An 18,965-nucleotide genomic window follows, 5' to 3' on the forward strand; every position below is an offset into this window, starting at 1 on the left:
GGTCCCTCGCTACGCTCGGGATGACAACACTACTGCGGCCCGGCGACAACCCTGTCGTCATGGAGCTTGCCGATCTCGCGATCGGAGAGCCCTAAAATACCCGACAAGATCTCATCCGTGTGCTGGCCCAAAGTGGGGGCGACGCGCGGCCGCTGGCGCTCGAAGGCGCCGAACTGGAAGGGCGTCGCCGCCACCGGATAGCGGCCGATGCCGGGCTGGTCGAGGACAGTGAACATCGGGTTGTCGAGCACATTGGCCTTGTCGGCCGCGAGTTCTCGGAAGCTCTGGTACGGCGCCCAGAGCGCGCCGGCCTTCTTCAGCGCCGCGCTGACCTCGGCGGCGGTCTGTGCCGCCACCCATGGCTCGATGACGGCGCAGAGTTCGGCGCGCGCCGTCCAGCGACCGGCGTCGGTCTTGAGGTCGACGCCTTTGCTCGCCTCGATCTTCTTGAACGCCTTGGCGAAGCCGCCGGCCTCGGCCAGGGCATCGACATGGCGGTCGGAGAAGATGCAGATCATGACGAAGCGGCCGTCCTTGGTTTTGAAGTCGCGGCCGAAGGTGCCGAAAATCTCGTTGCCGAAGCGCGGGCGGTCGACGTTGTTGACGGCGGCTTCGCCGATGTAGCCAAGCGCCGAGGTGGCGGCCAACGCCATGTCCTGCAACGGCAGCACGATGCGCTGCCCCTGCCCCGTCATGCGGCGATGGCGCTCGGCGGCGACGATGGCGAGCGCGCCGGCATAGGCGGTGGCGAGATCCCAGGGCGGCGCCACGGCATTCACCGGTCCGTCATGGCCGACCGGGCCGGTGACCATGGGGAAGCCGGTGATGGCGTTCACCGTGTAGTCGACATGCGCGCTGCCGTCGCGCGCGCCGACGATGTTGAGCGCGATCAGGTCGGCGCGCTTCTTCGCCAGCTCCTCGTAGGAGAGCCAGCCGCGCGCCGGCATGTTGGTGGTGAAGATGCCCGCGCCTTCGCCCGGCGCGGTGATCAGCGCGGTCAGAAGCTCGTGGCCGCGCGGGTTGCGCAGGTCGACGGCGATCGAGCGCTTGCCCTTGTTGAGGCCGGCCCAGTAGATCGACCGGCCGTCCTTGGTGATCGGCCAGCGGTCGCTGTCGAGCCCGCCCTTGATGTCGTCGAACCGGATCACGTCGGCGCCGAGCTGCGCCAAGGTCATGCCGCCCAGCGGAGCAGCAATGAACGCCGAGCCTTCGACGATGCGAAGGCCGGCCAGAATGCCTGTCATCTTGCGTTTCCCGTGTCTGTCTTACTTCTTCAAGCCGACGAGGTTGTTCTTGCGCTTGTCGAGCCACCAGCCGTATTCGGGCGTCCACATCTCGAAGTCGCTGTCGCAGCCCAGCTCCTGCGCCGCGTGCAGCGCCCAGAACGGGTCGTAGAGGGCCTGGCGGCCGATTGCGATCAGGTCGGCGTCGCCCGCCTGCAGGATGGCCTCGGCCTGCGGGCCATCGAGGATCAAGCCGACCGCCATGGTGGTGATGCCGGCCTGGCGCTTGACCGCCGCGGAAAACGGCACCTGGAAGCCGAGCGAACGCTTGACCGGCAGGGCCGTCGAAAGACCGGTGAGGCCGCCCGAGGAGACGTCGATCACGTCGACGCCGAGCTCCTTCAGCGCCTGCGCGAACACCACCGTGTCCTCGACCTCCCAGCCGCCGGCGCCGTCGACAGCCGACACGCGGATGAACATCGGCTTGTGCTCGGGCCAGTTCTCGCGCACCGCCCTGGCCGCGGCGAGCGGGAAGCGCATGCGGCCGGCGCGGTCGCCGCCATACTGGTCGTTGCGCTTGTTGCTGATCGGCGACAGGAACTGCGCCAGCAGATAGCCGTGCGCGCCGTGAATCTCGATCACGTCGTAGCCCGCCGCGTCGGCGCGCCTGGCGGCCTCGCCGAACCTCTTCACCAGGTCTTCGATATCGGCGGCCTCGAGCTGGCGCGGGATCGTCCAGCCCTTGTCCGCCGGCAGCTCGGACGGACCGACTGTCTGCCATTTTTGCCAGCCCGCGCCCTCGGGCCCGAGTTGCCCCGGCTTGTCGAAGGAGCGCGGCGTCGACCCCTTGCGGCCGGAATGGGTGATCTGCGTGCCGGCGAGCGCGCCCTCCTGCTTGAGGAAGCGCACCAGCCGCCTGTGGCCCTCGATCTGGCCGTCGTCCCACATGCCGAGGTCGCCCTGGGTGACGCGCCCGCGCGGCTCGACGGCGCAGTTCTCGGTGAAGACGATGCCGAACTTGCCGAGCGCGAACTTGCCGAGATGGACCAGATGGTAGTCGTTCACCTCCCCGTCGGTGGCGCGGTACTGGACCATGGGCGAGACCACGCAGCGGTTGGGCGCGGTGACGCCGCGCAGCTTGAGCGGCTGGAAGAGAAGCGGTTTCTGCAAAGGTCGGTCCCCCGGACGGGATGGCTTGTGTGGGTCGGGAACATAGACCGGCCGGCGGGGTGCGGCCTATCCTTGCGCCATGTTTGACCTCGTCATCCGAAACGGAACCGTTTTTGACGGCTCGGGCGGTCCGCGCCGCGTGGCCGATGTCGCCGTGCAGGACGGCAGGATCGCGGCCGTCGGCCCCAAGCTCGGCAAAGGCAAGCGCGAGATCGATGCCGGCGGCCTGATGGTGACACCGGGCTTCGTCGATATTCACACGCACTATGACGGCCAGGCGACCTGGGACCCATTCGTCACGCCCTCATCGTGGCACGGCGTGACCACCACGGTATTCGGCAATTGCGGCGTCGGCTTCGCGCCGGTGCGGCCGGGCAAGTCGCCCTACCTGATCAACCTGATGGAAGGCGTCGAGGACATTCCCGGCACGGTGCTGAACGAAGGCGTGAAGTTCGACTGGGAGTCGTTCCCCGACTATCTCGATACGCTGGCCTCGATGAGCCGCGCCGTCGATGTCGCGGCCCAGCTGCCGCACGGCGCGCTGCGCTTTTACGTCATGGGCGATCGCGGCGCCGATCACGCCGAGGTGCCGAGCGAGCGCGAGATCGAGGAGATGGCGCGACTGACCGAGGAAGCCTTGCGCGCCGGCGCGATGGGCTTCACCACCTCGCGCACCACCAAGCACAAGGCCAAGGACGGCCGCTTCACGCCCTCGCTCAGCGCCCGCGAGGCCGAGCTTTTGGGCATCGCGCTCGGCATGAAGCGCGCCGGGCGCGGCGTGCTGCAGGTCAATTCCGACTTCGGGCCGGGTGAATTCGATGCATTGGAAGCAGCGTCGGCCCTCGCCGGCCGGCCACTGTCGTGCCTGCTGGTGCAGGTCGATGCCCAGCCGAAGCTGTGGCGCGAGACGCTCGACCAGATCCACGGCGTGCGCAAAGCCGGCCGCCTGGCCAATGCGCAGGTCGGCTCGCGGCCGATCGGCGTCATCATGGGCCTGGAGACGACGGCACATCCCTTCGCCGCGCATCCGGCGTGGCTGGAAATGCGCAAGCTCTCGCCGGCCGAGCGCTATCAGCGCCTCGCCGCCGACGCCGAGCTGCGTCGCCGCCTCGTCGAGGAACCGGCGGGCCCGCGTGCCTTCATGGCCGACTCGTTTCACAAGATGTTCCCGGTGAGCGACAGGCCGGACTACGAGCCAGACGCCAACGATTCGATCGCCGCCATCGCCCAGCGCAGCGGAAAGACGCCGCAGGCCGTCGCGCTCGACGAGCTTTTGGCGCGCAACGGCAAGGGCCTGCTGATGTTGCCGTTCGAGAACTACGCCTACGGCAGCCTCGACGTGGTGCACGAGATGATCACCGATTCGGCGACGGTGCTCGGCGTCGCCGACGGCGGCGCGCATGTCGGCGTGATCTGCGATGCCTCCTCGCCGACCTCGTTGCTGACCTTGTGGGGCCGCGACCGCACGCGCGGGCCGAAGCTGTCGCTGGAATTCCTGGTGGCCAAGCAGACGCGCGGCACGGCGGAGGCCTACGGCCTCTGCGATCGCGGCCTTTTAGCGCCGGGGCACAAGGCCGACATCAACGTGATCGACTACGACGCCCTCACGCTGAAGCGGCCCGAGGTGGTCTACGACCTGCCGGCGGGCGGCCGCAGACTGATCCAGCGCGCCTCGGGCTACCGCCACACCTTCAATGCGGGCGTCGAGACGGTGCACAATGACGAGTTGACCGGCGAGCGGCCGGGCACGCTTGTACGAGGGGCGCAACAGCCGTAAAGCTTGGCGGCTGCCCCGCCGATGACTGCGCTGCCCCCGCTCCTCCTACTGCTCGTCCTCGTGGCCGGCGCGCTCGCTGCTGCGGAAGTCGGCCACTGGCTGGGCCGGTGGACCGGCCCACGCGACGAGGTGTTCGACCGCCAACTCGGCATCGTGCGGGGCGCCACCTTTGCGGTGGTGGCCTTCCTGATCGGCTTCGCCTTTTCCGGCGCGGCCTCACGCTACGTCGACCGCCTCGACATCATCGTCAAGGAAGCCAACGCGCTGGGAACGGCCTGGCTGCGTGCCGAGACGCTGCCGGAGCCGGCGCGGGGCAAGCTGAAGGAGGCGCTGCGCGACTACGCGGCCGATCGTGTCGCCCTGCTGCAGGAAGAGGACATGGCGGCAATCCTTTCCCGCATCGCCAAGGCGGGCGGCTTCCACGACCGGCTGTGGAAGGCAGCGCTGGAGGGCACTCAGGGCAATCAGACGCTCACGCTGCTTGTCCTGCCGTCGATCAACGACGTCATCGACCTGCACACCGTCCACCTCTCGGCCGCGCGACGCCACCTGCCGACCGCCATCTTCGTGGCCTTGCTCGTGACCGCCGGACTGAGCCTCGGCCTGGCAGCCTTTGGCCACGGCCAGGTCGGACGACGATTCACGGCGCTCGATGCAACGTACGGAGTCGTGCTGGCGGCCGCCCTGTGGATGACGATCGACCTCGACTATCCGCGCTACGGCTTCATCCGGACCAACATCGCGCCGCTGGTCGAGACGCTCGACGGCATGAAGGTCTGAGCCGCTAGACCGTCATGTGACGGCGCACGGCCTCGGTATCGAAGGTCTCGCGTGTTCCCGACATCACGATCTCGCCGCGGTCCATCACGGCGAAATCGTCGGCGAGCTCGTGGGCGAAGTCGAGATACTGCTCGACCAGCAGGATCGCCATGTCGCCGCGCTGGCGCAGGAAGGTGATGGCGCGGCCGATGTCCTTGATCACCGACGGCTGGATGCCCTCGGTCGGCTCGTCGAGCACCAGGAGCTTGGGCCGCATGGTGAGCGCACGGCCGATGGCGAGCTGCTGCTGCTGCCCGCCCGACAGGTCGCCGCCGCGGCGACGCAGCATCGACTGCAGCACCGGGAAGAGCTCGAACACCTCGTCCGGCACCTTCTTGTGGTCGCGGCTGACCGGCGCGAAGCCGGTCTCGAGGTTCTCCTTCACCGTCAGCAGCGGGAAGATCTCACGGCCCTGCGGCACGAGGGCGACGCCGCGCCGCGCGCGATCGTAGGGCGGCAGGCGCGACACGTCCTGGCCGTCGAGTGAGATCGAGCCCGACGCGATCGGCTGCAGGCCGCAGATGGCGCGCAAAAGGCTGGTCTTGCCGACGCCGTTGCGGCCGAGCAGGCAGGTGACGCGGCCGATATTGGCGCTGAGCGACACCGAGCGCAGCGCCTGGGCGGCGCCATAGAAGAGGTTGATGTTCTGGACCGTGAGCATCGCGTCAGCGCCCGAGATAGACTTCGACGACGCGCGGATCGGCGCTCACCTGGTCGAGCGTGCCCTCGGCCAGCATCGAGCCTTCGTGCAGCACCGTCACCTTGACGCCGAGCGCGCGCACGAAGCTCATGTCGTGCTCGACCACGACGACCGAGTGCGTCTTGTTGATCTCGCGCAGCACCTGGGCGGTGGTCTCAGTCTCGACGTCGGTCATGCCGGCCACCGGCTCGTCGACCAGAAGCAGCTTGGGATCCTGGGCGAGCAGCATGCCGATCTCCAGCCACTGCTTCTGGCCATGGCTGAGACGTGCCGCCAGCATGTGCTGCTGCGGCTCCATGCGGATGATCGACAGAATCTCGTCCAGCCGGTTGTTCTCGGCCTTGGTCGGCGCGGCGAGCAGCAGCTTGTACCAACTGCGCAGGCCCGCCAGCGCCAGCAGAAGATTGTCGCGCACCGTGTGGTTCTCGAACACGGTAGGCTTCTGGAACTTGCGGCCAATGCCCAAGGTGGCGATGTCGGCCTCGTCGAGCTTGGTGAGGTCGGCCTTGCCGTCGAACACGACCTCGCCCTCGTCCGGCCGCGTCTTGCCGGTGACGACGTCCATCATGGTGGTCTTCCCGGCGCCGTTGGGGCCGATGATGGCGCGCATCTCGCCCGGCTCGACCAGCAGGGAGAGGTTGTTCAACGCCTTGAAGCCGTCGAACGACACGGTGACGCCGCTGAGATAGAGCAGCGCTGAGGTGCTTCTCTGCTCGGTCATGCTCATGCCCTTGTCCTCATGCGGGCACCTTCGCCTTGCGCGTCGTGCCGCGTGAGCGGATCTGCGACCACAGGCCGACCACGCCCTTGGGCAGGAACAGGGTGACGGCAATGAAGAGGGCGCCCAACGCGAACAGCCAGACCTCGGGCAGCGCGCCCGTCAGGTAGGTCTTGCCCCAGTTGACCAGGAAGGCGCCGATCACCGGCCCGATCAGCGTGCCGCGGCCGCCGACGGCAACCCACAGCACGGCCTCGATCGAGTTGCCGGGCGAGAACTCGCTGGGATTGATGATGCCGACCTGCGGCACGTACAGCGCGCCCGCGATGCCCGCCATCGCCGCCGACAGCACGAAGACGAAGAGCTTGTAGCCTTCGACTCGGTAGCCCAGGAAGCGCATGCGGCTTTCGGCATCGCGCACCGCGGTCAGCGCCTTGCCGAAGCGCGAGCCGACGACGGCGGCCGAGATCACCAGGAAGATCGCCAGCACCAGCGCCGAGGCGAAGCACAGCGTGGCACGTGTGGCGTCGGACTGCACGGAGAAGCCCAGTATGTCCTTGAAGTCGGTCATGCCGTTGTTGCCGCCCAGCCCCATGTCGTTGCGGAAGAAGGCGAGCATGAGGGCGAAAGTCATCGCCTGGGTGATGATCGACAGATAGACGCCGGTGACGCGGCTCCTGAAGGCGAACCAGCCGAGCGCCAGGGCAAGCAGGCTCGGCACCAGGACGATCATGATGGCGGCGAACCAGAACTGGTCGAAGCCGTGCCAGAACCAGGGCAGCTCCTTGTAGTTCAAAAACACCATGAAGTCGGGCAGCAGCGGATTGCCGTACTGGCCGCGGCTGCCGATCTGGCGCATCAGGTACATGCCCATGCAGTAGCCGCCCAGCGCGAAGAAGGCGGCGTGGCCGAGCGTGAGGATGCCGCAGAAGCCCCAGACGAGGTCGACGGCGAGCGCCAGCGAGGCGAAGCACAGGTACTTGCCGATGAGCTGCAGCACCCAGGCCGGCACGTAGAGCGCGTTGCTGGCCGGCATGAGCTGGTTCAGGAGCGGCAGGATGATGCCAATCGCCAGCACGAACAGCACGGCGACGCGCAGGCTGGGGCCCATGCCCTGCCAGAGGAAGCGCGTGATCATTCGACAGACCGGCCCTTCAGCGCGAACAGCCCGCGCGGCCGACGCTGGATGAACAGGATGATGAACACCAGCACCAGGATCTTGCCCAGCACCGCGCCGGCATAGGGTTCGAGGAACTTGTTGACGATGCCGAGCGCGGTCGCGCCGACCAGCGTGCCGAACAGATTGCCGACGCCGCCGAACACCACGACCATGAAGGAGTCGATGATGTAACCCTGACCGAGGTTGGGGCTGACATTGTCGATCTGGCTCAGCGCCACGCCGGCGAGACCGGCGATGCCCGAGCCGAGGCCGAAGGTCAGCGCATCGACGCGCGGGGTGCGGATGCCCATGGCCGAGGCCATCGGCCGGTTCTGGGTGACGGCGCGCATGTAGAGGCCGAGCGGCGTCTTGCGCAGCACCAGGATCAAGGTGGCGAACACCAGGAGCGAGAACACCACGATCCACAGGCGGCCGTAGGTGATGGTGAGCTGGCCCAGCTGGAAGGCGCCCGACATGAAGGCTGGCGCGCCGACCTCGCGATTGGACGGACCGAAGATCGAACGCACGGCCTGCTGCAGCACCAGCGACAGGCCCCAGGTGGCGAGCAAGGTATCGAGCGGCCGGCCGTACAGGAAGCGGATGATGCCGCGTTCGATGGCGATGCCGACGACGCCCGCGACCAGGAAGGCGAGCGGCAGGGCGATCAGCAGCGAGGCGTCGAACAGGTGCGGAAACGAGGTGCGGATGATGTCCTGCACGACGAAGGTCGTGTAGGCGCCCAGCATCACCATCTCGCCATGCGCCATGTTGATCACGCCCATGGTGCCGAAGGTGATGGCGAGCCCGATGGCGGCCAACAGCAGCACCGAGCCGAGCGAAATGCCGTACCAGACGTTCTGCGCAGCCTCCCAGCCGGCCAGGGTCTGGCGCACCGAGGCCGCCGCCGCCGTGGCCGCGGCTTTCACCTCGGGATCGGATTGGCTGTTGATGGCCGCCTGCAACACGCTCAGCGCGTCGCGATTGCCCTTGTCGCGCACGACCTCGAGCGCGGCGAGCTTGTCCTGCTTGGACGCATCGGAGGTAAGCACGACCGCCGCCCGCGCCTCCTGGAAGGCGGTCTTGATGCGCGCATCCTTCTCGGCGGCGATCGCCGCGTCGAGGGCGCCGAGCGCCGTGGGGTCGGGACGCTTGAACAGCGAGTCGGCCGCGTCGCGCCTAACACGGGCGTCGGGGCTCATGAGGGTGAGCGAGCCGACGGCAGCCTCGATGACGCCGCGCAGCCGGTTGTTGACGCGCACCCGGTCGAGCTCGGCCTCGGTGCCGCTGCCGGCCGGCTTGCCGGACACGGCTTCACTGAGCGCAAGCTTGTTGCCGTCGGCCTTGCCGATCACCACGACGTTGTCGGCCTTGCGGACATAGAGCTGGCCTGCCGCCAGCGCCTCGAGGATGGGCGCGGCGCGCGCCTCGCCCGAGGCGACCAGTTCGCTGATCGCCTTCTCGCGATCACCGAAACCGCCGGTGGTGAGGTTGGTCACGAGGGTCTGAAGATCGGCAGCCCAGGCCGTCGCGGTGATCAACACCACGGCCAGCGCCGACGACACCCCCGTTAGCAGGCGCAGGAAAAACATGACTCTGACGAATAACCCCAAGATCAGAACGGGGCGACTCGAAAGTCGCCCCGCCCCCTGTTGATTTAAATGGGCGAGTTGAGCGAACTCTGGACTACTTGCCCTTGCCGCCGCACTTGCCCGAGACAACGTTGAAGTTGCCGCAGTTCATGGGCTTGCGCCAATCGGCGATCAGGTCCTTGGAGTCCGGCAGGTAGGGCGACCACTCTTCCGCGACCACCAGGCCCGGGGTCTGCCACACCGTGTCGAACTGGCCGTTGCCCTGGATCTCGCCGATCAGGACGGGCTTGGTGATGTGGTGGTTCGGCATCATCGCCGAGTAGCCACCCGACAGGTTCGGCACGGTGATGCCGATCATGGCGTCGATCACCGCGTCGGGATCCGTCGTGCCGGCCTTCTTCACCGCCTCGATCCACATGTTGAAGCCGATCACATGGGCTTCCATCGGATCGTTGGTCACGCGCTTCGGGTTCTTGGTGAAGGTCTGCCAGGCCTTGATGAAGGCCTCGTTGCTCGGGTTCTTCACCGACTGGAAGTAGTTCCAGGCCGCGAGGTGGCCGAGCAGCGGCTTGGTGTCGATGCCGGCGAGCTCTTCCTCACCGACCGAGAACGCCACCACCGGGATGTCCTTGGCCTTGATGCCGGCGTTGCCCAGCTCCTTGTAGAACGGCACGTTGGCGTCGCCGTTGATGGTCGACACGACGGCCGTCTTCTTGCCGGCCGAGCCGAACTTCTTGATCTCCGCCACGATCGACTGCCAGTCGGAATGACCGAACGGCGTGTAGTTAATCATGATGTCTTCCTGCTTGACGCCCTTCTGCTTGAGGTACGCCTCGAGGATCTTGTTGGTCGTGCGCGGATAGACGTAGTCGGTGCCGGCCAGGACCCAGCGCTGCACCTTCTCGTTGTTCATCAGGTAGTCGACGGCCGGGATCGCCTGCTGGTTCGGCGCGGCGCCGGTGTAGAACACGTTGCGCGAGCTCTCCTCACCCTCGTACTGAACCGGGTAGAACAGGATGCCGTTCAGCTCCTCGAACACCGGCAGCACCGACTTGCGGCTGACCGAGGTCCAGCAGCCGAATACCGCGGCGACCTTCTCCTTCTGCAGGAGCTCGCGCGCCTTCTCGGCGAACAGCGGCCAGTTCGACGCCGGATCGACGACCACGGCCTCGAGCTTGCGGCCGAGCACGCCGCCCTTCTTGTTCTGCTCCTCGATCAGCATCAGCATGACGTCCTTCAGGGTCGTCTCGCTGATTGCCATCGTGCCCGACAGAGAATGCAACACGCCGACCTTGATCGGCGCCCCCTGCGCCAGGGCGCTGCCCGCGGCGCCGGCCAACAGGCCAGCGGCGACCACGCCTGTCTTGAGAATCGATCCCAACTTCATCCCGCTCTCCTTTTTGTCGACGGAATACCCCCGCCAACTGCCGCAAGAGCGAAAGCCGTGCCAAACCCCTGCTAGGGTCCGGCATAACTTTTAATGGGCGATCAGAACGACCGCGCCGGCCGCGAGCACGACGCCGCCCAAAGCACGCAGGGCGAGATCGCCCACAGCCCTGTGCACAACCCAGCCGATCGCCAGGCCGACGCCCTGAAGAAGTGCCGTTGCCGCAAGGAAGCCCAAGATGTAGCTGCCCGCTGCCGTGGGAGGTGCTTCGAGGGCGTGGGCATAGCCGTGGAACACTGCAAACAGACCGACGACGGCCATCGCCCAGGCCACCGGCAAGCGCACTGCACCTATGATGAGACCGCCGATCACGAACACCGAGGCCAGGATCGCCGCCTCAACAAGAGGCAGTTTTATGCCCGCAAAACCGGCAGCTGCTCCGATCGCCATCATCACCAGGAAGGCGGCCGGCACGGCCACGGCGATCACCGGCTTGCGGCCGGCCATGAAGGCGGCCCACAGGCCGACGCCGACCATGGCCAGCATGTGGTCCAGGCCGGTGAAGGGGTGCAGGAAGCCCGAGGCCTCGTGGCCAGGATGGGCGAGCGCCGGGCCGGCGGCCACGAGCAGCAGAGCGGTCAGACCGATTTTCAAACGCATCACAAAGGTTCCCCTCTTCACTTCCCCGGCCGGGCGGGCAGCCCGCCCTGCCGTACGATAAACGCCGCAATATCGTCGACCCCCTTGTTCTCCTTGAGATTGGAGAACAGGAACGGCCGGACCCCGCGCATCTTGCGAGCATCGCGGTCCATGACATCGAGGTTGGCGCCGACGAGCGGCGCCAGGTCGATCTTGTTGATCACCAGCAGGTCGGACCGGGTGATGCCGGGTCCGCCCTTGCGCGGAATCTTCTCGCCGGCCGCCACGTCGATCACATAGATCGTGAGATCGGCCAGCTCGGGCGAGAAGGTGGCGGCGAGATTGTCGCCGCCCGATTCGACGAACACGATTTCCAGCTTGGGCCACTTGCGGACGATGTCGGACACGGCCGCCAGGTTGATCGAGGCGTCCTCGCGGATCGCCGTGTGCGGGCAGCCGCCGGTCTCGACACCGACGATGCGCTCGGGCGCCAGCGCGCCGGCGCGGGTCAGGAACTCGGCGTCTTCCTTGGTGTAGATGTCGTTGGTGACGACGGCGATGTCGTAGTCCTCGCGCATCTTCTTGCACAGGCGCTCGACCAGCGCGGTCTTGCCCGACCCGACGGGACCGCCCACTCCCACCCTCAGGGGGCCACGCAGACTCATTGACGCTCCATCTCCCCGGCCAGCAACGCGAGGTAGCTGATGCCGATCAGCAGGCAATATGGCGAATAGTACCGTCTGTTGCGCGTGGCAAACGGCTCGTCGCGAAAATGCAGGCGCCAGGTCGGCGTATAGCCCGCCACACCGCGCGCCATGAACACGCCGGCGATGATGAAGGTGACGGACTGGACCCAGGTCTCCTCGTCGCGGCCCAGCAAGATGAACGGCCAGATCGATACGGCCGCGAAGGCGCAGGCGACTATGTAGCATTGCCAGGCCGGCGGCATGCGGCGGCGGCCATCGCCGACGACGCTCTTCGCCAGCGCCTCTTCGCTGGCCTCGGGCCAGTTGTAGCCCATGCCCCACATCGCATGGACGACGGCTGGAGCGGCGACGCCGATGAACAGCAGGAGGGCGAACAACACGGTCATGAGCGGAACAGCCGCGTGTACTGGGTCTCGTGGCTGAGCGAGCACCAGTCGAGCAGCGGCGTGGCGGTGCCGACTTCGTCGAGCGAGGTCACCGACAGCGCGGCCTCGGACGCCTGGCGCACGGCGGGTTCCAGCGCCGCCAGGGCGATCTGGCCGTCGCTCTGGCCGAGCGGCACGGTGCGCACCGCGGCCGAGATCAGGTTGGCGGTGAAGGCGTGCAGGTAGCCTTCCAGGGCGCGGTCGAGGGCGATGCCGTGCACCGCCGCCGCGAGCGCGACGGCGACCGGCAATGCGAGTTCGCCACTCAGCCTCTCGTGCACGGCATCAAGTGACGGATGCGGCCAGGCGGTACGCGTGATCGAGAGGAACGAGCCGCCCTGCTGGCGCGATTCCAGCGCCATCTCCGAGGTGCCGCGCCAGGCCGCCGCGCGCTCGGCAATGGCGTCGAACGACGTCCAGTCCTCGGCCTCGACGGTGCGCCAGGCGGCCACGAACAGCGCGCCATCGACGACGCCCGTACCCTGCAGCAGGACGCTTGCCAGCCAGGTCACAAGCGTCGCGCGATCCCTGATGAAGCCCGCCTCGACCGCGGTCTCGACGCCGTGGCTGTAGCTGAAGGCGCCGATGGGATAGGCGGGCGACAGCCAGGCGAGCAGGCGATAGAGCGGGTCAGTCGCCATGACGGTTTTCGTGCAAGGGGCCGTGGCGATGGCCGAGGTCATGATTGTGCTGGCCGTAGGCGCCGCCTTCGGGATCGAACGGCGCCTTGACCTTGCGCACCTCGGCGCCCAGGCCTTTCAGCATATCGATGATGACATGGTCGTCGCGGATCAGGATGCGGTCGGCGGTGATCTGGGCCGGCAGATGGCGATTGCCGAGATGCCAGGCGATGCGCGCGAACGACGCCGCATCGCGACCACGCACCTCGACCAGGTCCTCCTCGGCCGCCTTGACCTCGACGAAGCCGCCCTCTTCCAGCCGGAGGCCATCGCCGGTGTGCAGGACGATGGGCTCGACGAGATCGAGCAGGAAGTCGAGGCCATTGTCTCCCAGCATGCGCAGGCGGCGACGATAGCGGTCGTCGAACAGCAGCGTGACGGTGTCGGTGCGCTCGGCCGCCGGCCAATGGCCGGCGCGTGCAACTTCAATCGCTCTCTTCATCACGAACTCGATGTCATCCCGAGCAAAGCGAGGGACCTTTCCTGCGGCCTCAAAGGTCCCTCGCTGCGCTCGGGATGACAGGTGTGGTGGTTCATCGAACGTGCGTCAGAACAGGAAATACCGCTGCGCCATGGGCAGCACCTCGGCAGGTTCGCAGGTCAGAAGCTCGCCGTCGGCCCTCACCTCGTAGGTTTCGGGATCGACCTCGATCTTGGGACATAGGGAATTGTGCACCATGTCCTTCTTGCCGATCTTGCGCGTGCCCTTCACCGCCAGCATCGGCCGCGTCAGGCCCCACTTCTTGGCGACGCCCTTGGTGATGGCTGCCTGGGACACGAACAGCGCCGGGCTGGCCACCAGGCTCTTGCCGAAGGCGCCGAACATCGGCCGGTAGTGCACGGGCTGCGGCGTCGGGATCGAGGCATTGGGATCGCCCATGGGGGCCGCCACGATCGTGCCGCCGATCAGCACGCAGTCGGGCTTGGCGCCGAAGAAGGCCGGCGACCAGATCACAAGGTCAGCGCGCTTGCCGACCTCGATCGAGCCGACATGGCGCGAGATGCCGTGGGTGATGGCGGGATTGATCGTGTACTTGGCGACGTAGCGCTTGACCCGCACGTTGTCGTTGTCGCCGGTCTCCTCCTTCAGGCGACCGCGCTGCTTCTTCATCTTGTCGGCGGTCTGCCAGGTGCGGATCACGACCTCGCCGACGCGGCCCATGGCCTGGCTGTCGGACGACATCATCGAGAAGGCACCCATGTCGTGCAGGATGTCCTCGGCGGCGATCGTCTCCTTGCGGATGCGGCTCTCGGCGAAGGCCACGTCCTCGGGGATCGCCTGGTCGAGATGGTGGCAGACCATCAGCATGTCGAGATGCTCGTCCACCGTGTTCACGGTGTAGGGCATCGTCGGATTGGTCGACGACGGCAGCACGTTCTTCTCGCCGCACAGCCGGATGATGTCGGGTGCATGGCCGCCGCCCGCGCCTTCGGTGTGGAAGGTGGCGATGGCGCGGCCCTTGAAGGCAGCGCGCGTGGTCTCGACGAAGCCGGACTCGTTCAGCGTGTCGGTGTGGATCGCCACCTGCACGTCCATGCGGTCGGCGACCGTCAGGCAATTGTCGATGGCGGCAGGTGTGGTGCCCCAGTCCTCGTGCAGCTTCAGCCCGCAGGCGCCGGCCTCGACCTGCTCCTTGATGCCGGCGGGCTTGCTGGTGTTGCCCTTGCCGAAGAAGCCGAGGTTCATCGGGAAGCCCTCGGCCGCCTGCAGCATGCGGCCGAGGTGCCAGGGGCCGGGCGTGATGGTGGTGGCGAAGGTGCCGTGCGCCGGGCCGGTGCCGCCGCCCATCATGGTGGTGACGCCGCTGTAGAGCGCATCGTCGATCTGCTGCGGGCAGATGAAATGGATGTGGCAGTCGATGCCGCCCGCGGTGACGATCTTGCCTTCGCCCGCGATCGCCTCGGTGCCGGGGCCGATGATGATGTCGACTTTGGCCTGGATGTCGGGGTTGCCGGCCTTGCCGATGCCGACGATGCGCCCGTCCTTCAAGCCGATATCGGCTTTCACGATGCCCCAGTGATCGACAATCAGCGCATTGGTGATCACGGTGTCGACGGCGCCCTGAGCCCGCGTGCGCTGGCTCTGGCCCATGCCGTCGCGGATCACCTTGCCGCCGCCGAACTTCACTTCTTCGCCGTAGGTCGTGTGGTCCTTCTCGACCTCGATGAAGAGGTCGGTGTCGGCCAGCCGCACCTTGTCACCCGTCGTCGGCCCGAACATGTGAACATAGGCCGAACGGCTGATTCGCGTCGGCCCCTCGTTCGACGGGCCGACCTTGGCGATGGGCCCGAGCTTGCCCGAGACCTTGGCCTGGAAGCCGTGGCTCTCGCGCCCGCCCATGTAGGCCGTGAGCCGCACAGTGCGCGACTGGCCGGGCTCGAAGCGCACGGCCGTGCCGGCGGCGATGTCGAGCCGCATGCCCTTGGCGCGCTTGCGGTCGAACTTCAGTGCCTCGTTGGTCTCGAAGAAATGGTAGTGGCTGCCGACCTGGATCGGCCGGTCGCCGGTGTTGGCGACCTCGAGGGTGATGGGGTTACGGCCCTTATTGAGCTCGATCTCGCCGTCGCCGGCCTTGATTTCACCTGGGATCATTGTCGGGCCTCAGCGGATCGGCGCGTGGACAGTGACGAGCTTGGTGCCGTCGGGGAAGGTCGCCTCGACCTGGATCTCCTCGATGATGTCGGCCACGCCTTCCATCACCTGCTCGCGGCGCAGCACGTGAGCGCCGGCCTGCATGAGGTCGGCCACCGAGCGGCCGTCGCGCGCGCCCTCGACGACGAAGTCGGTGATCAGGGCGATGGCCTCGGGATGATTGAGCTTCACGCCGCGCTCGAGGCGGCGGCGGGCCACGACGGCCGCCATGGCGACCAGAAGCTTGTCCTTTTCACGCGGCGTCAGATTCATCGAGCATTTCCCCCGTATTGGGCCCGACTATAAGAGGCTGCATCAAACATGCCAGACTCGCGGCAGGCGGCAGCCGCGAAAATCGGTGAGAAAGCGGATGACGGCAGCACGGACCATCGTCGCTTCGCCCAGTATTCGCGCGACCATCACGCCGTTCACCAGCGTCACCCCGGCACGCACCTCAGCTGCAGTTTCGAGCAACGCCCGAGCCTTCTCGAACCGCGGCTGCGGCTCGTCCCACACGCCGATCACCGTGGCGAGCGCATTGGCCGTGCCGAAGCCTGCGCCCGTCGGCGTCTCGCCCTCGACGCGCAGCGTGTCGGTCCAGACCAGCCGTCCAGATTTGCGCGGACCTGGCCGCCGCACGGACCACGAATCGAGCAGCAGGCCGCGGGTGAACCGCTCGCCCGCGGCTGCGCGGCCAAGCACCACCATCTCGCAGGCGAGCAGCGACCCGCCCGGCTCGACCTCGGCCACGGTGCGGCGTTTCAGCCGCGCGCCCTCGAACACGATGGTCTCCTGCGGCAGCCAGTCGAGGACGGCGTCCCCGCTTACGCGCACGGCGACGTCGATGGCGCAATGGCCGCCGCCCTTGGCGGCGCGATAGATCTTTTCCGCCGCCTGGGTGGTGGCCACGGCCGAGGCCCCGGGGCCGATCTCGATGGCCATTTTGAGGGAATCGCCGTCGGTCACCCCGCCCGAGGTGGTCAGCATGACCGCCAAAGGGGGTTCCCCCGGCTCGGGTTCCGGGAACAAAACCCGGCAGGGATCGCGTTGATAGAGATCAGCAAGCCGCGTTCGGCCGTCCCGCAGGTCGAAGGCGACACGGCTTTCGCCGCTGGCGCGCTGCAGGCGGGGGGAACTGGTGGTCATCGGCCTCGACTTGATAGAGTAGGTATCGAAATGAGCAAGGCCTTCACCAAGGAAAGCGACGGCGACGACGACGACGATCTCCCCGACGAGATCGTGGGCCTGCCCGCCGGCGCCAAGAACTACATGACCCCGCAGGGCTTCGAGCGCATGCGCGAGGAGTTGATGACGCTCATGCGCAAGGAACGGCCCGAGGTCGTGCAGGTCGTGTCGTGGGCCGCCGCCAACGGCGACCGCTCGGAGAACGGCGACTACCTCTACGGCAAGAAGCGTCTGCGCGAGATCGACCGGCGCATCCGGTTCCTCAGCAAGCGCCTGGAGCGCTCGGAGGTCGTCGACCCGGCCAAGCGGCCCCCGACCAAGCAGGTCTTCTTCGGCGCCACTGTGACCTGGGCCAACGAGAAGGACGAAGAGCGCACCGTCAAGATCGTCGGCGTCGACGAGGTCGACCTCACCAAGGGCCATGTGAGCTGGATCTCGCCCATCGCCCGCGCCCTGATGCGTGCGTTCGAAGGCGACGTGGTGAAGATGCGAACGCCGGCCGGCGAGGAAGAGATCGAGATCGTGAAGGTCGACTACGTCTGACCGCATGGCCTCTAGTCAAGCCGACTGGGTCTTAGAGCCACGACGGCTGCCTGATTACATCATACCTGGGCAATAGCAGTGCTCGTTTTCAGCAAGTTCGCGCCCTCTCGGAGCCACGTGAGCTGTCACCAGCATGCCTTCGGAGGCGGGCGAAGTCAATAACTTTAGTGCTCATTTCATGACTTCAGTGCAAATGCGCGTACGATAGTTTTTGCGTGCCGTATAGGGAGGCCCGTACAGGGCAGGATTCGTTTGCCGCGAGGCGCTTGCAGCGTGACGCCAAACGCAAGAATCAGGCGCCCCCGTCAAAGGCCCGCCCCGCCCCGCAAATCCGCGCTATGCCAGCACTGACAGCAGCATCAGGCGCGTTCCGGAAGGTCTCCGCTCCCGGCGGCCAATCCGATCAAGTCGCGTAGTCCGGGCTTTGACGGTCGAGGCGGCGCTTGAGGGCAGCCCACGGGCGCCGGCCCTTGCCCTCGAAGCTTTCGAACTGGCTGGCCGTGTGTTCGGCCACGGAGTCTGGAGGCATCACGACTTTCTGGCCGCCCTGCGTGGCGGCGACCTGCAGGCGGCAGGCTTGCTCGAGGTAGTACATCTCGTAGAAGGCGTCGCCGACCGTGCGGCCCGTCGTCAGCAGGCCGTGATGGCGAAGGATCATTGCGCTGTTGTCGCCGAGATCGCGCACCAGCCGCTCGCGCTCGTCGAGATCGAGCGCAATGCCTTCGTAGTCGTGGTAGCTCGTGCGGCCGAAGAACTGCATCGACATCTGGTTCAACGGCAGCAGGCCCTGCTCCTGCGCCGCCACGGCCATGCCGGCCGTGGTGTGGCTGTGCATGACGCACTGCGCGTCCTCGCGCGCCATGTGCACCGCCGAATGGATGGTGAAACCCGCATTGTTGATCTTGGCCTCATCGATCTCCTCGATGGCATGGCCTTCGGGATCGACGGCGATCAGGCTCGACGCGGTGATCTCGTCAAACAGATAACCGAATGGATTGAGCAGGAAGCGATGATCCTTGCCCGGCAGCCGCACAGACAGGTGGGTGAAGATCAGGTCGTCCATGCCGAAATGGGCAAACAGGCGGTAGGCCGCCGCGAGATCGCAGCGCAGTTCCCATTCCTGAGGATCGATGTTGGGTCGGTCCGTCATTATTCCTCACCACGGGTCGGTCTGGGTTCATGATAAGCCAAAGCCACCCTCACCGCACTAGCTCGGAAACTCGTCGTGCTGCGGCAGGTCGTCAGTGATGGTGAACCAGGGCGCCTTGGAGCCGACGAAGATGTGCCGGCTGGGCCGGATCGACGGCGCGTCGACCAAGGTGCCCATGGCGACATGGACGAAGGCGCCGTCCCGGACGACGGAAAACAGCAGCGAGCCGCACTGGCGGCAGTGCGTGTTGTTGGTCTTGTCGTCGCCGTAGATCATGAGCTTGTCCCTGCCCTGGGTGACGGCGAGCTTCTCACGCTCGATGCCGGCGAACGGCTTGAAGGCCGAGCCGGTGGTGCGTCGGCAGTTCGAGCAATGGCAGTTCATGGCGTAGCGGAAGGCGTCGGTGACCTCATAGTGGACGGCGCCACAGTAGCATTTACCGGCAAGCATCTTTGGCATCGA

20 protein-coding genes are annotated in these 18,965 nt (G+C 66.8%); 3 read left to right on the forward strand and 17 right to left on the reverse strand.

Annotation, left to right across the window (positions count from 1 at the left end; all coding sequences use genetic code 11):
• Positions 1 to 29 precede the first annotated feature (29 nt).
• Together RSO01_RS20170 and RSO01_RS20175 are read right to left on the reverse strand one after the other, a co-directional pair.
• Complete coding sequence (locus RSO01_RS20170) at positions 30 to 1,244, reverse strand: CoA transferase (protein ID WP_147151222.1); 1,215 nt, start codon at positions 1,242 to 1,244, stop codon at positions 30 to 32.
• A gap of 21 nt (positions 1,245 to 1,265) precedes the next feature.
• Positions 1,266 to 2,393 (reverse strand): NADH:flavin oxidoreductase/NADH oxidase, encoded by a 1,128-nt coding sequence (locus RSO01_RS20175; protein WP_147151224.1) that lies wholly within the window; start codon positions 2,391 to 2,393, stop codon positions 1,266 to 1,268.
• 79 nt (positions 2,394 to 2,472) lie between these two features.
• Here RSO01_RS20175 and RSO01_RS20180 point away from each other — a divergent pair, with 79 nt between their 5' ends.
• Both RSO01_RS20180 and RSO01_RS20185 read left to right on the forward strand, forming a co-directional pair.
• Positions 2,473 to 4,170: an N-acyl-D-amino-acid deacylase family protein gene (locus tag RSO01_RS20180; RefSeq protein WP_147151226.1), complete on the forward strand. Its 1,698-nt coding sequence runs from the start codon at positions 2,473 to 2,475 to the stop codon at positions 4,168 to 4,170.
• A 21-nt stretch (positions 4,171 to 4,191) separates the two neighbouring features.
• Positions 4,192 to 4,950, forward strand: coding sequence for a bestrophin-like domain (locus RSO01_RS20185; protein ID WP_147151228.1), 759 nt, complete (start codon positions 4,192 to 4,194; stop codon positions 4,948 to 4,950).
• A gap of 4 nt (positions 4,951 to 4,954) precedes the next feature.
• On the opposite strand, the gene urtE is transcribed toward RSO01_RS20185, so the two are convergent.
• From urtE to RSO01_RS20250, 13 genes are all read right to left on the reverse strand, one after another.
• Positions 4,955 to 5,650, reverse strand: coding sequence for an urea ABC transporter ATP-binding subunit UrtE (urtE, locus tag RSO01_RS20190; RefSeq protein WP_147151230.1), 696 nt, complete (start codon positions 5,648 to 5,650; stop codon positions 4,955 to 4,957).
• A gap of 4 nt (positions 5,651 to 5,654) precedes the next feature.
• Positions 5,655 to 6,416, reverse strand: a complete 762-nt coding sequence (gene urtD / locus RSO01_RS20195) for an urea ABC transporter ATP-binding protein UrtD (RefSeq protein WP_147151232.1) — start codon at positions 6,414 to 6,416, stop codon at positions 5,655 to 5,657.
• Between the two features lie 10 nt (positions 6,417 to 6,426).
• Complete coding sequence (gene urtC, locus RSO01_RS20200; RefSeq protein ID WP_147151234.1) at positions 6,427 to 7,545, reverse strand: urea ABC transporter permease subunit UrtC; 1,119 nt, start codon at positions 7,543 to 7,545, stop codon at positions 6,427 to 6,429.
• Positions 7,542 to 9,155, reverse strand: coding sequence for an urea ABC transporter permease subunit UrtB (urtB, locus tag RSO01_RS20205; protein ID WP_147151236.1), 1,614 nt, complete (start codon positions 9,153 to 9,155; stop codon positions 7,542 to 7,544). Before urtB ends, urtC begins: the two co-directional genes overlap by 4 nt.
• 94 nt (positions 9,156 to 9,249) lie before the next feature.
• A complete protein-coding gene (urtA, locus tag RSO01_RS20210; protein WP_147151238.1) occupies positions 9,250 to 10,542 on the reverse strand; it encodes an urea ABC transporter substrate-binding protein in 1,293 nt (430 codons plus the stop codon).
• A 90-nt stretch (positions 10,543 to 10,632) separates the two neighbouring features.
• Positions 10,633 to 11,202 carry a HupE/UreJ family protein gene (locus RSO01_RS20215; protein ID WP_147151240.1) on the reverse strand — a complete coding sequence of 190 codons (570 nt, stop codon included), beginning with the start codon at positions 11,200 to 11,202 and terminating at the stop codon, positions 10,633 to 10,635.
• A gap of 17 nt (positions 11,203 to 11,219) precedes the next feature.
• A complete protein-coding gene (gene ureG / locus RSO01_RS20220) occupies positions 11,220 to 11,846 on the reverse strand; it encodes an urease accessory protein UreG (RefSeq protein ID WP_147151242.1) in 627 nt (208 codons plus the stop codon).
• Positions 11,843 to 12,274, reverse strand: coding sequence for a DUF3995 domain-containing protein (locus RSO01_RS20225; protein ID WP_147151244.1), 432 nt, complete (start codon positions 12,272 to 12,274; stop codon positions 11,843 to 11,845). Before RSO01_RS20225 ends, ureG begins: the two co-directional genes overlap by 4 nt.
• On the reverse strand, positions 12,271 to 12,954 hold the full coding sequence (locus RSO01_RS20230; protein ID WP_147151246.1) for an urease accessory protein UreF: 684 nt from the start codon (positions 12,952 to 12,954) through the stop codon (positions 12,271 to 12,273). Before RSO01_RS20230 ends, RSO01_RS20225 begins: the two co-directional genes overlap by 4 nt.
• Positions 12,944 to 13,435 carry an urease accessory protein UreE gene (locus RSO01_RS20235; RefSeq protein ID WP_147151248.1) on the reverse strand — a complete coding sequence of 164 codons (492 nt, stop codon included), beginning with the start codon at positions 13,433 to 13,435 and terminating at the stop codon, positions 12,944 to 12,946. Before RSO01_RS20235 ends, RSO01_RS20230 begins: the two co-directional genes overlap by 11 nt.
• Positions 13,436 to 13,540: 105 nt before the next feature.
• Entirely contained in the window at positions 13,541 to 15,586 is a 2,046-nt protein-coding gene (ureC, locus tag RSO01_RS20240; RefSeq protein WP_147151250.1) for an urease subunit alpha, read from the reverse strand.
• A gap of 9 nt (positions 15,587 to 15,595) precedes the next feature.
• On the reverse strand, positions 15,596 to 15,898 hold the full coding sequence (locus tag RSO01_RS20245; protein ID WP_147151252.1) for an urease subunit gamma: 303 nt from the start codon (positions 15,896 to 15,898) through the stop codon (positions 15,596 to 15,598).
• A 42-nt stretch (positions 15,899 to 15,940) separates the two neighbouring features.
• Positions 15,941 to 16,771, reverse strand: coding sequence for an urease accessory protein UreD (locus RSO01_RS20250; protein WP_147151254.1), 831 nt, complete (start codon positions 16,769 to 16,771; stop codon positions 15,941 to 15,943).
• A gap of 30 nt (positions 16,772 to 16,801) precedes the next feature.
• On the opposite strand from RSO01_RS20250, the gene greB reads away from it, so the two are divergent.
• Entirely contained in the window at positions 16,802 to 17,353 is a 552-nt protein-coding gene (gene greB / locus RSO01_RS20255; RefSeq protein ID WP_147151256.1) for a transcription elongation factor GreB, read from the forward strand.
• Positions 17,354 to 17,756: 403 nt separating this feature from the next.
• Here the strand turns inward: greB and RSO01_RS20260 are convergent, their stop codons facing one another.
• The gene (locus tag RSO01_RS20260; protein ID WP_147151258.1) at positions 17,757 to 18,503 is read right to left on the reverse strand and encodes a class II aldolase/adducin family protein; all 747 of its coding nucleotides are present in this window, start codon (positions 18,501 to 18,503) and stop codon (positions 17,757 to 17,759) included.
• Between the two features lie 57 nt (positions 18,504 to 18,560).
• Positions 18,561 to 18,962: a GFA family protein gene (locus RSO01_RS20265; protein WP_147151260.1), complete on the reverse strand. Its 402-nt coding sequence runs from the start codon at positions 18,960 to 18,962 to the stop codon at positions 18,561 to 18,563.
• Positions 18,963 to 18,965 lie beyond the last annotated feature (3 nt).

This window comes from Reyranella soli (assembly GCF_007992495.1).
Lineage (GTDB): Bacteria > Pseudomonadota > Alphaproteobacteria > Reyranellales > Reyranellaceae > Reyranella > Reyranella soli.

Excerpts from the sequence above, each read along its gene's own strand:
- urtC (WP_147151234.1), bottom strand. The coding sequence starts at position 7,545 with ATGATCACGCGCTTCCTCTGGCAGGGCATGGGCCCCAGCCTGCGCGTC.
- RSO01_RS20180 (WP_147151226.1), top strand. The coding sequence starts at position 2,473 with ATGTTTGACCTCGTCATCCGAAACGGAACCGTTTTTGACGGCTCGGGC.
- greB (WP_147151256.1), top strand. The coding sequence starts at position 16,802 with ATGAGCAAGGCCTTCACCAAGGAAAGCGACGGCGACGACGACGACGAT.
- urtE (WP_147151230.1), bottom strand. The coding sequence starts at position 5,650 with ATGCTCACGGTCCAGAACATCAACCTCTTCTATGGCGCCGCCCAGGCG.
- urtD (WP_147151232.1), bottom strand. The coding sequence starts at position 6,416 with ATGAGCATGACCGAGCAGAGAAGCACCTCAGCGCTGCTCTATCTCAGC.
- RSO01_RS20260 (WP_147151258.1), bottom strand. The coding sequence starts at position 18,503 with ATGACGGACCGACCCAACATCGATCCTCAGGAATGGGAACTGCGCTGC.
- RSO01_RS20225 (WP_147151244.1), bottom strand. The coding sequence starts at position 12,274 with ATGACCGTGTTGTTCGCCCTCCTGCTGTTCATCGGCGTCGCCGCTCCA.
- ureG (WP_147151242.1), bottom strand. The coding sequence starts at position 11,846 with ATGAGTCTGCGTGGCCCCCTGAGGGTGGGAGTGGGCGGTCCCGTCGGG.
- RSO01_RS20215 (WP_147151240.1), bottom strand. The coding sequence starts at position 11,202 with ATGCGTTTGAAAATCGGTCTGACCGCTCTGCTGCTCGTGGCCGCCGGC.
- ureC (WP_147151250.1), bottom strand. The coding sequence starts at position 15,586 with ATGATCCCAGGTGAAATCAAGGCCGGCGACGGCGAGATCGAGCTCAAT.
- RSO01_RS20245 (WP_147151252.1), bottom strand. The coding sequence starts at position 15,898 with ATGAATCTGACGCCGCGTGAAAAGGACAAGCTTCTGGTCGCCATGGCG.
- urtB (WP_147151236.1), bottom strand. The coding sequence starts at position 9,155 with ATGTTTTTCCTGCGCCTGCTAACGGGGGTGTCGTCGGCGCTGGCCGTG.
- RSO01_RS20235 (WP_147151248.1), bottom strand. The coding sequence starts at position 13,435 with ATGAAGAGAGCGATTGAAGTTGCACGCGCCGGCCATTGGCCGGCGGCC.
- urtA (WP_147151238.1), bottom strand. The coding sequence starts at position 10,542 with ATGAAGTTGGGATCGATTCTCAAGACAGGCGTGGTCGCCGCTGGCCTG.
- RSO01_RS20250 (WP_147151254.1), bottom strand. The coding sequence starts at position 16,771 with ATGACCACCAGTTCCCCCCGCCTGCAGCGCGCCAGCGGCGAAAGCCGT.
- RSO01_RS20230 (WP_147151246.1), bottom strand. The coding sequence starts at position 12,954 with ATGGCGACTGACCCGCTCTATCGCCTGCTCGCCTGGCTGTCGCCCGCC.
- RSO01_RS20170 (WP_147151222.1), bottom strand. The coding sequence starts at position 1,244 with ATGACAGGCATTCTGGCCGGCCTTCGCATCGTCGAAGGCTCGGCGTTC.
- RSO01_RS20265 (WP_147151260.1), bottom strand. The coding sequence starts at position 18,962 with ATGCCAAAGATGCTTGCCGGTAAATGCTACTGTGGCGCCGTCCACTAT.
- RSO01_RS20185 (WP_147151228.1), top strand. The coding sequence starts at position 4,192 with ATGACTGCGCTGCCCCCGCTCCTCCTACTGCTCGTCCTCGTGGCCGGC.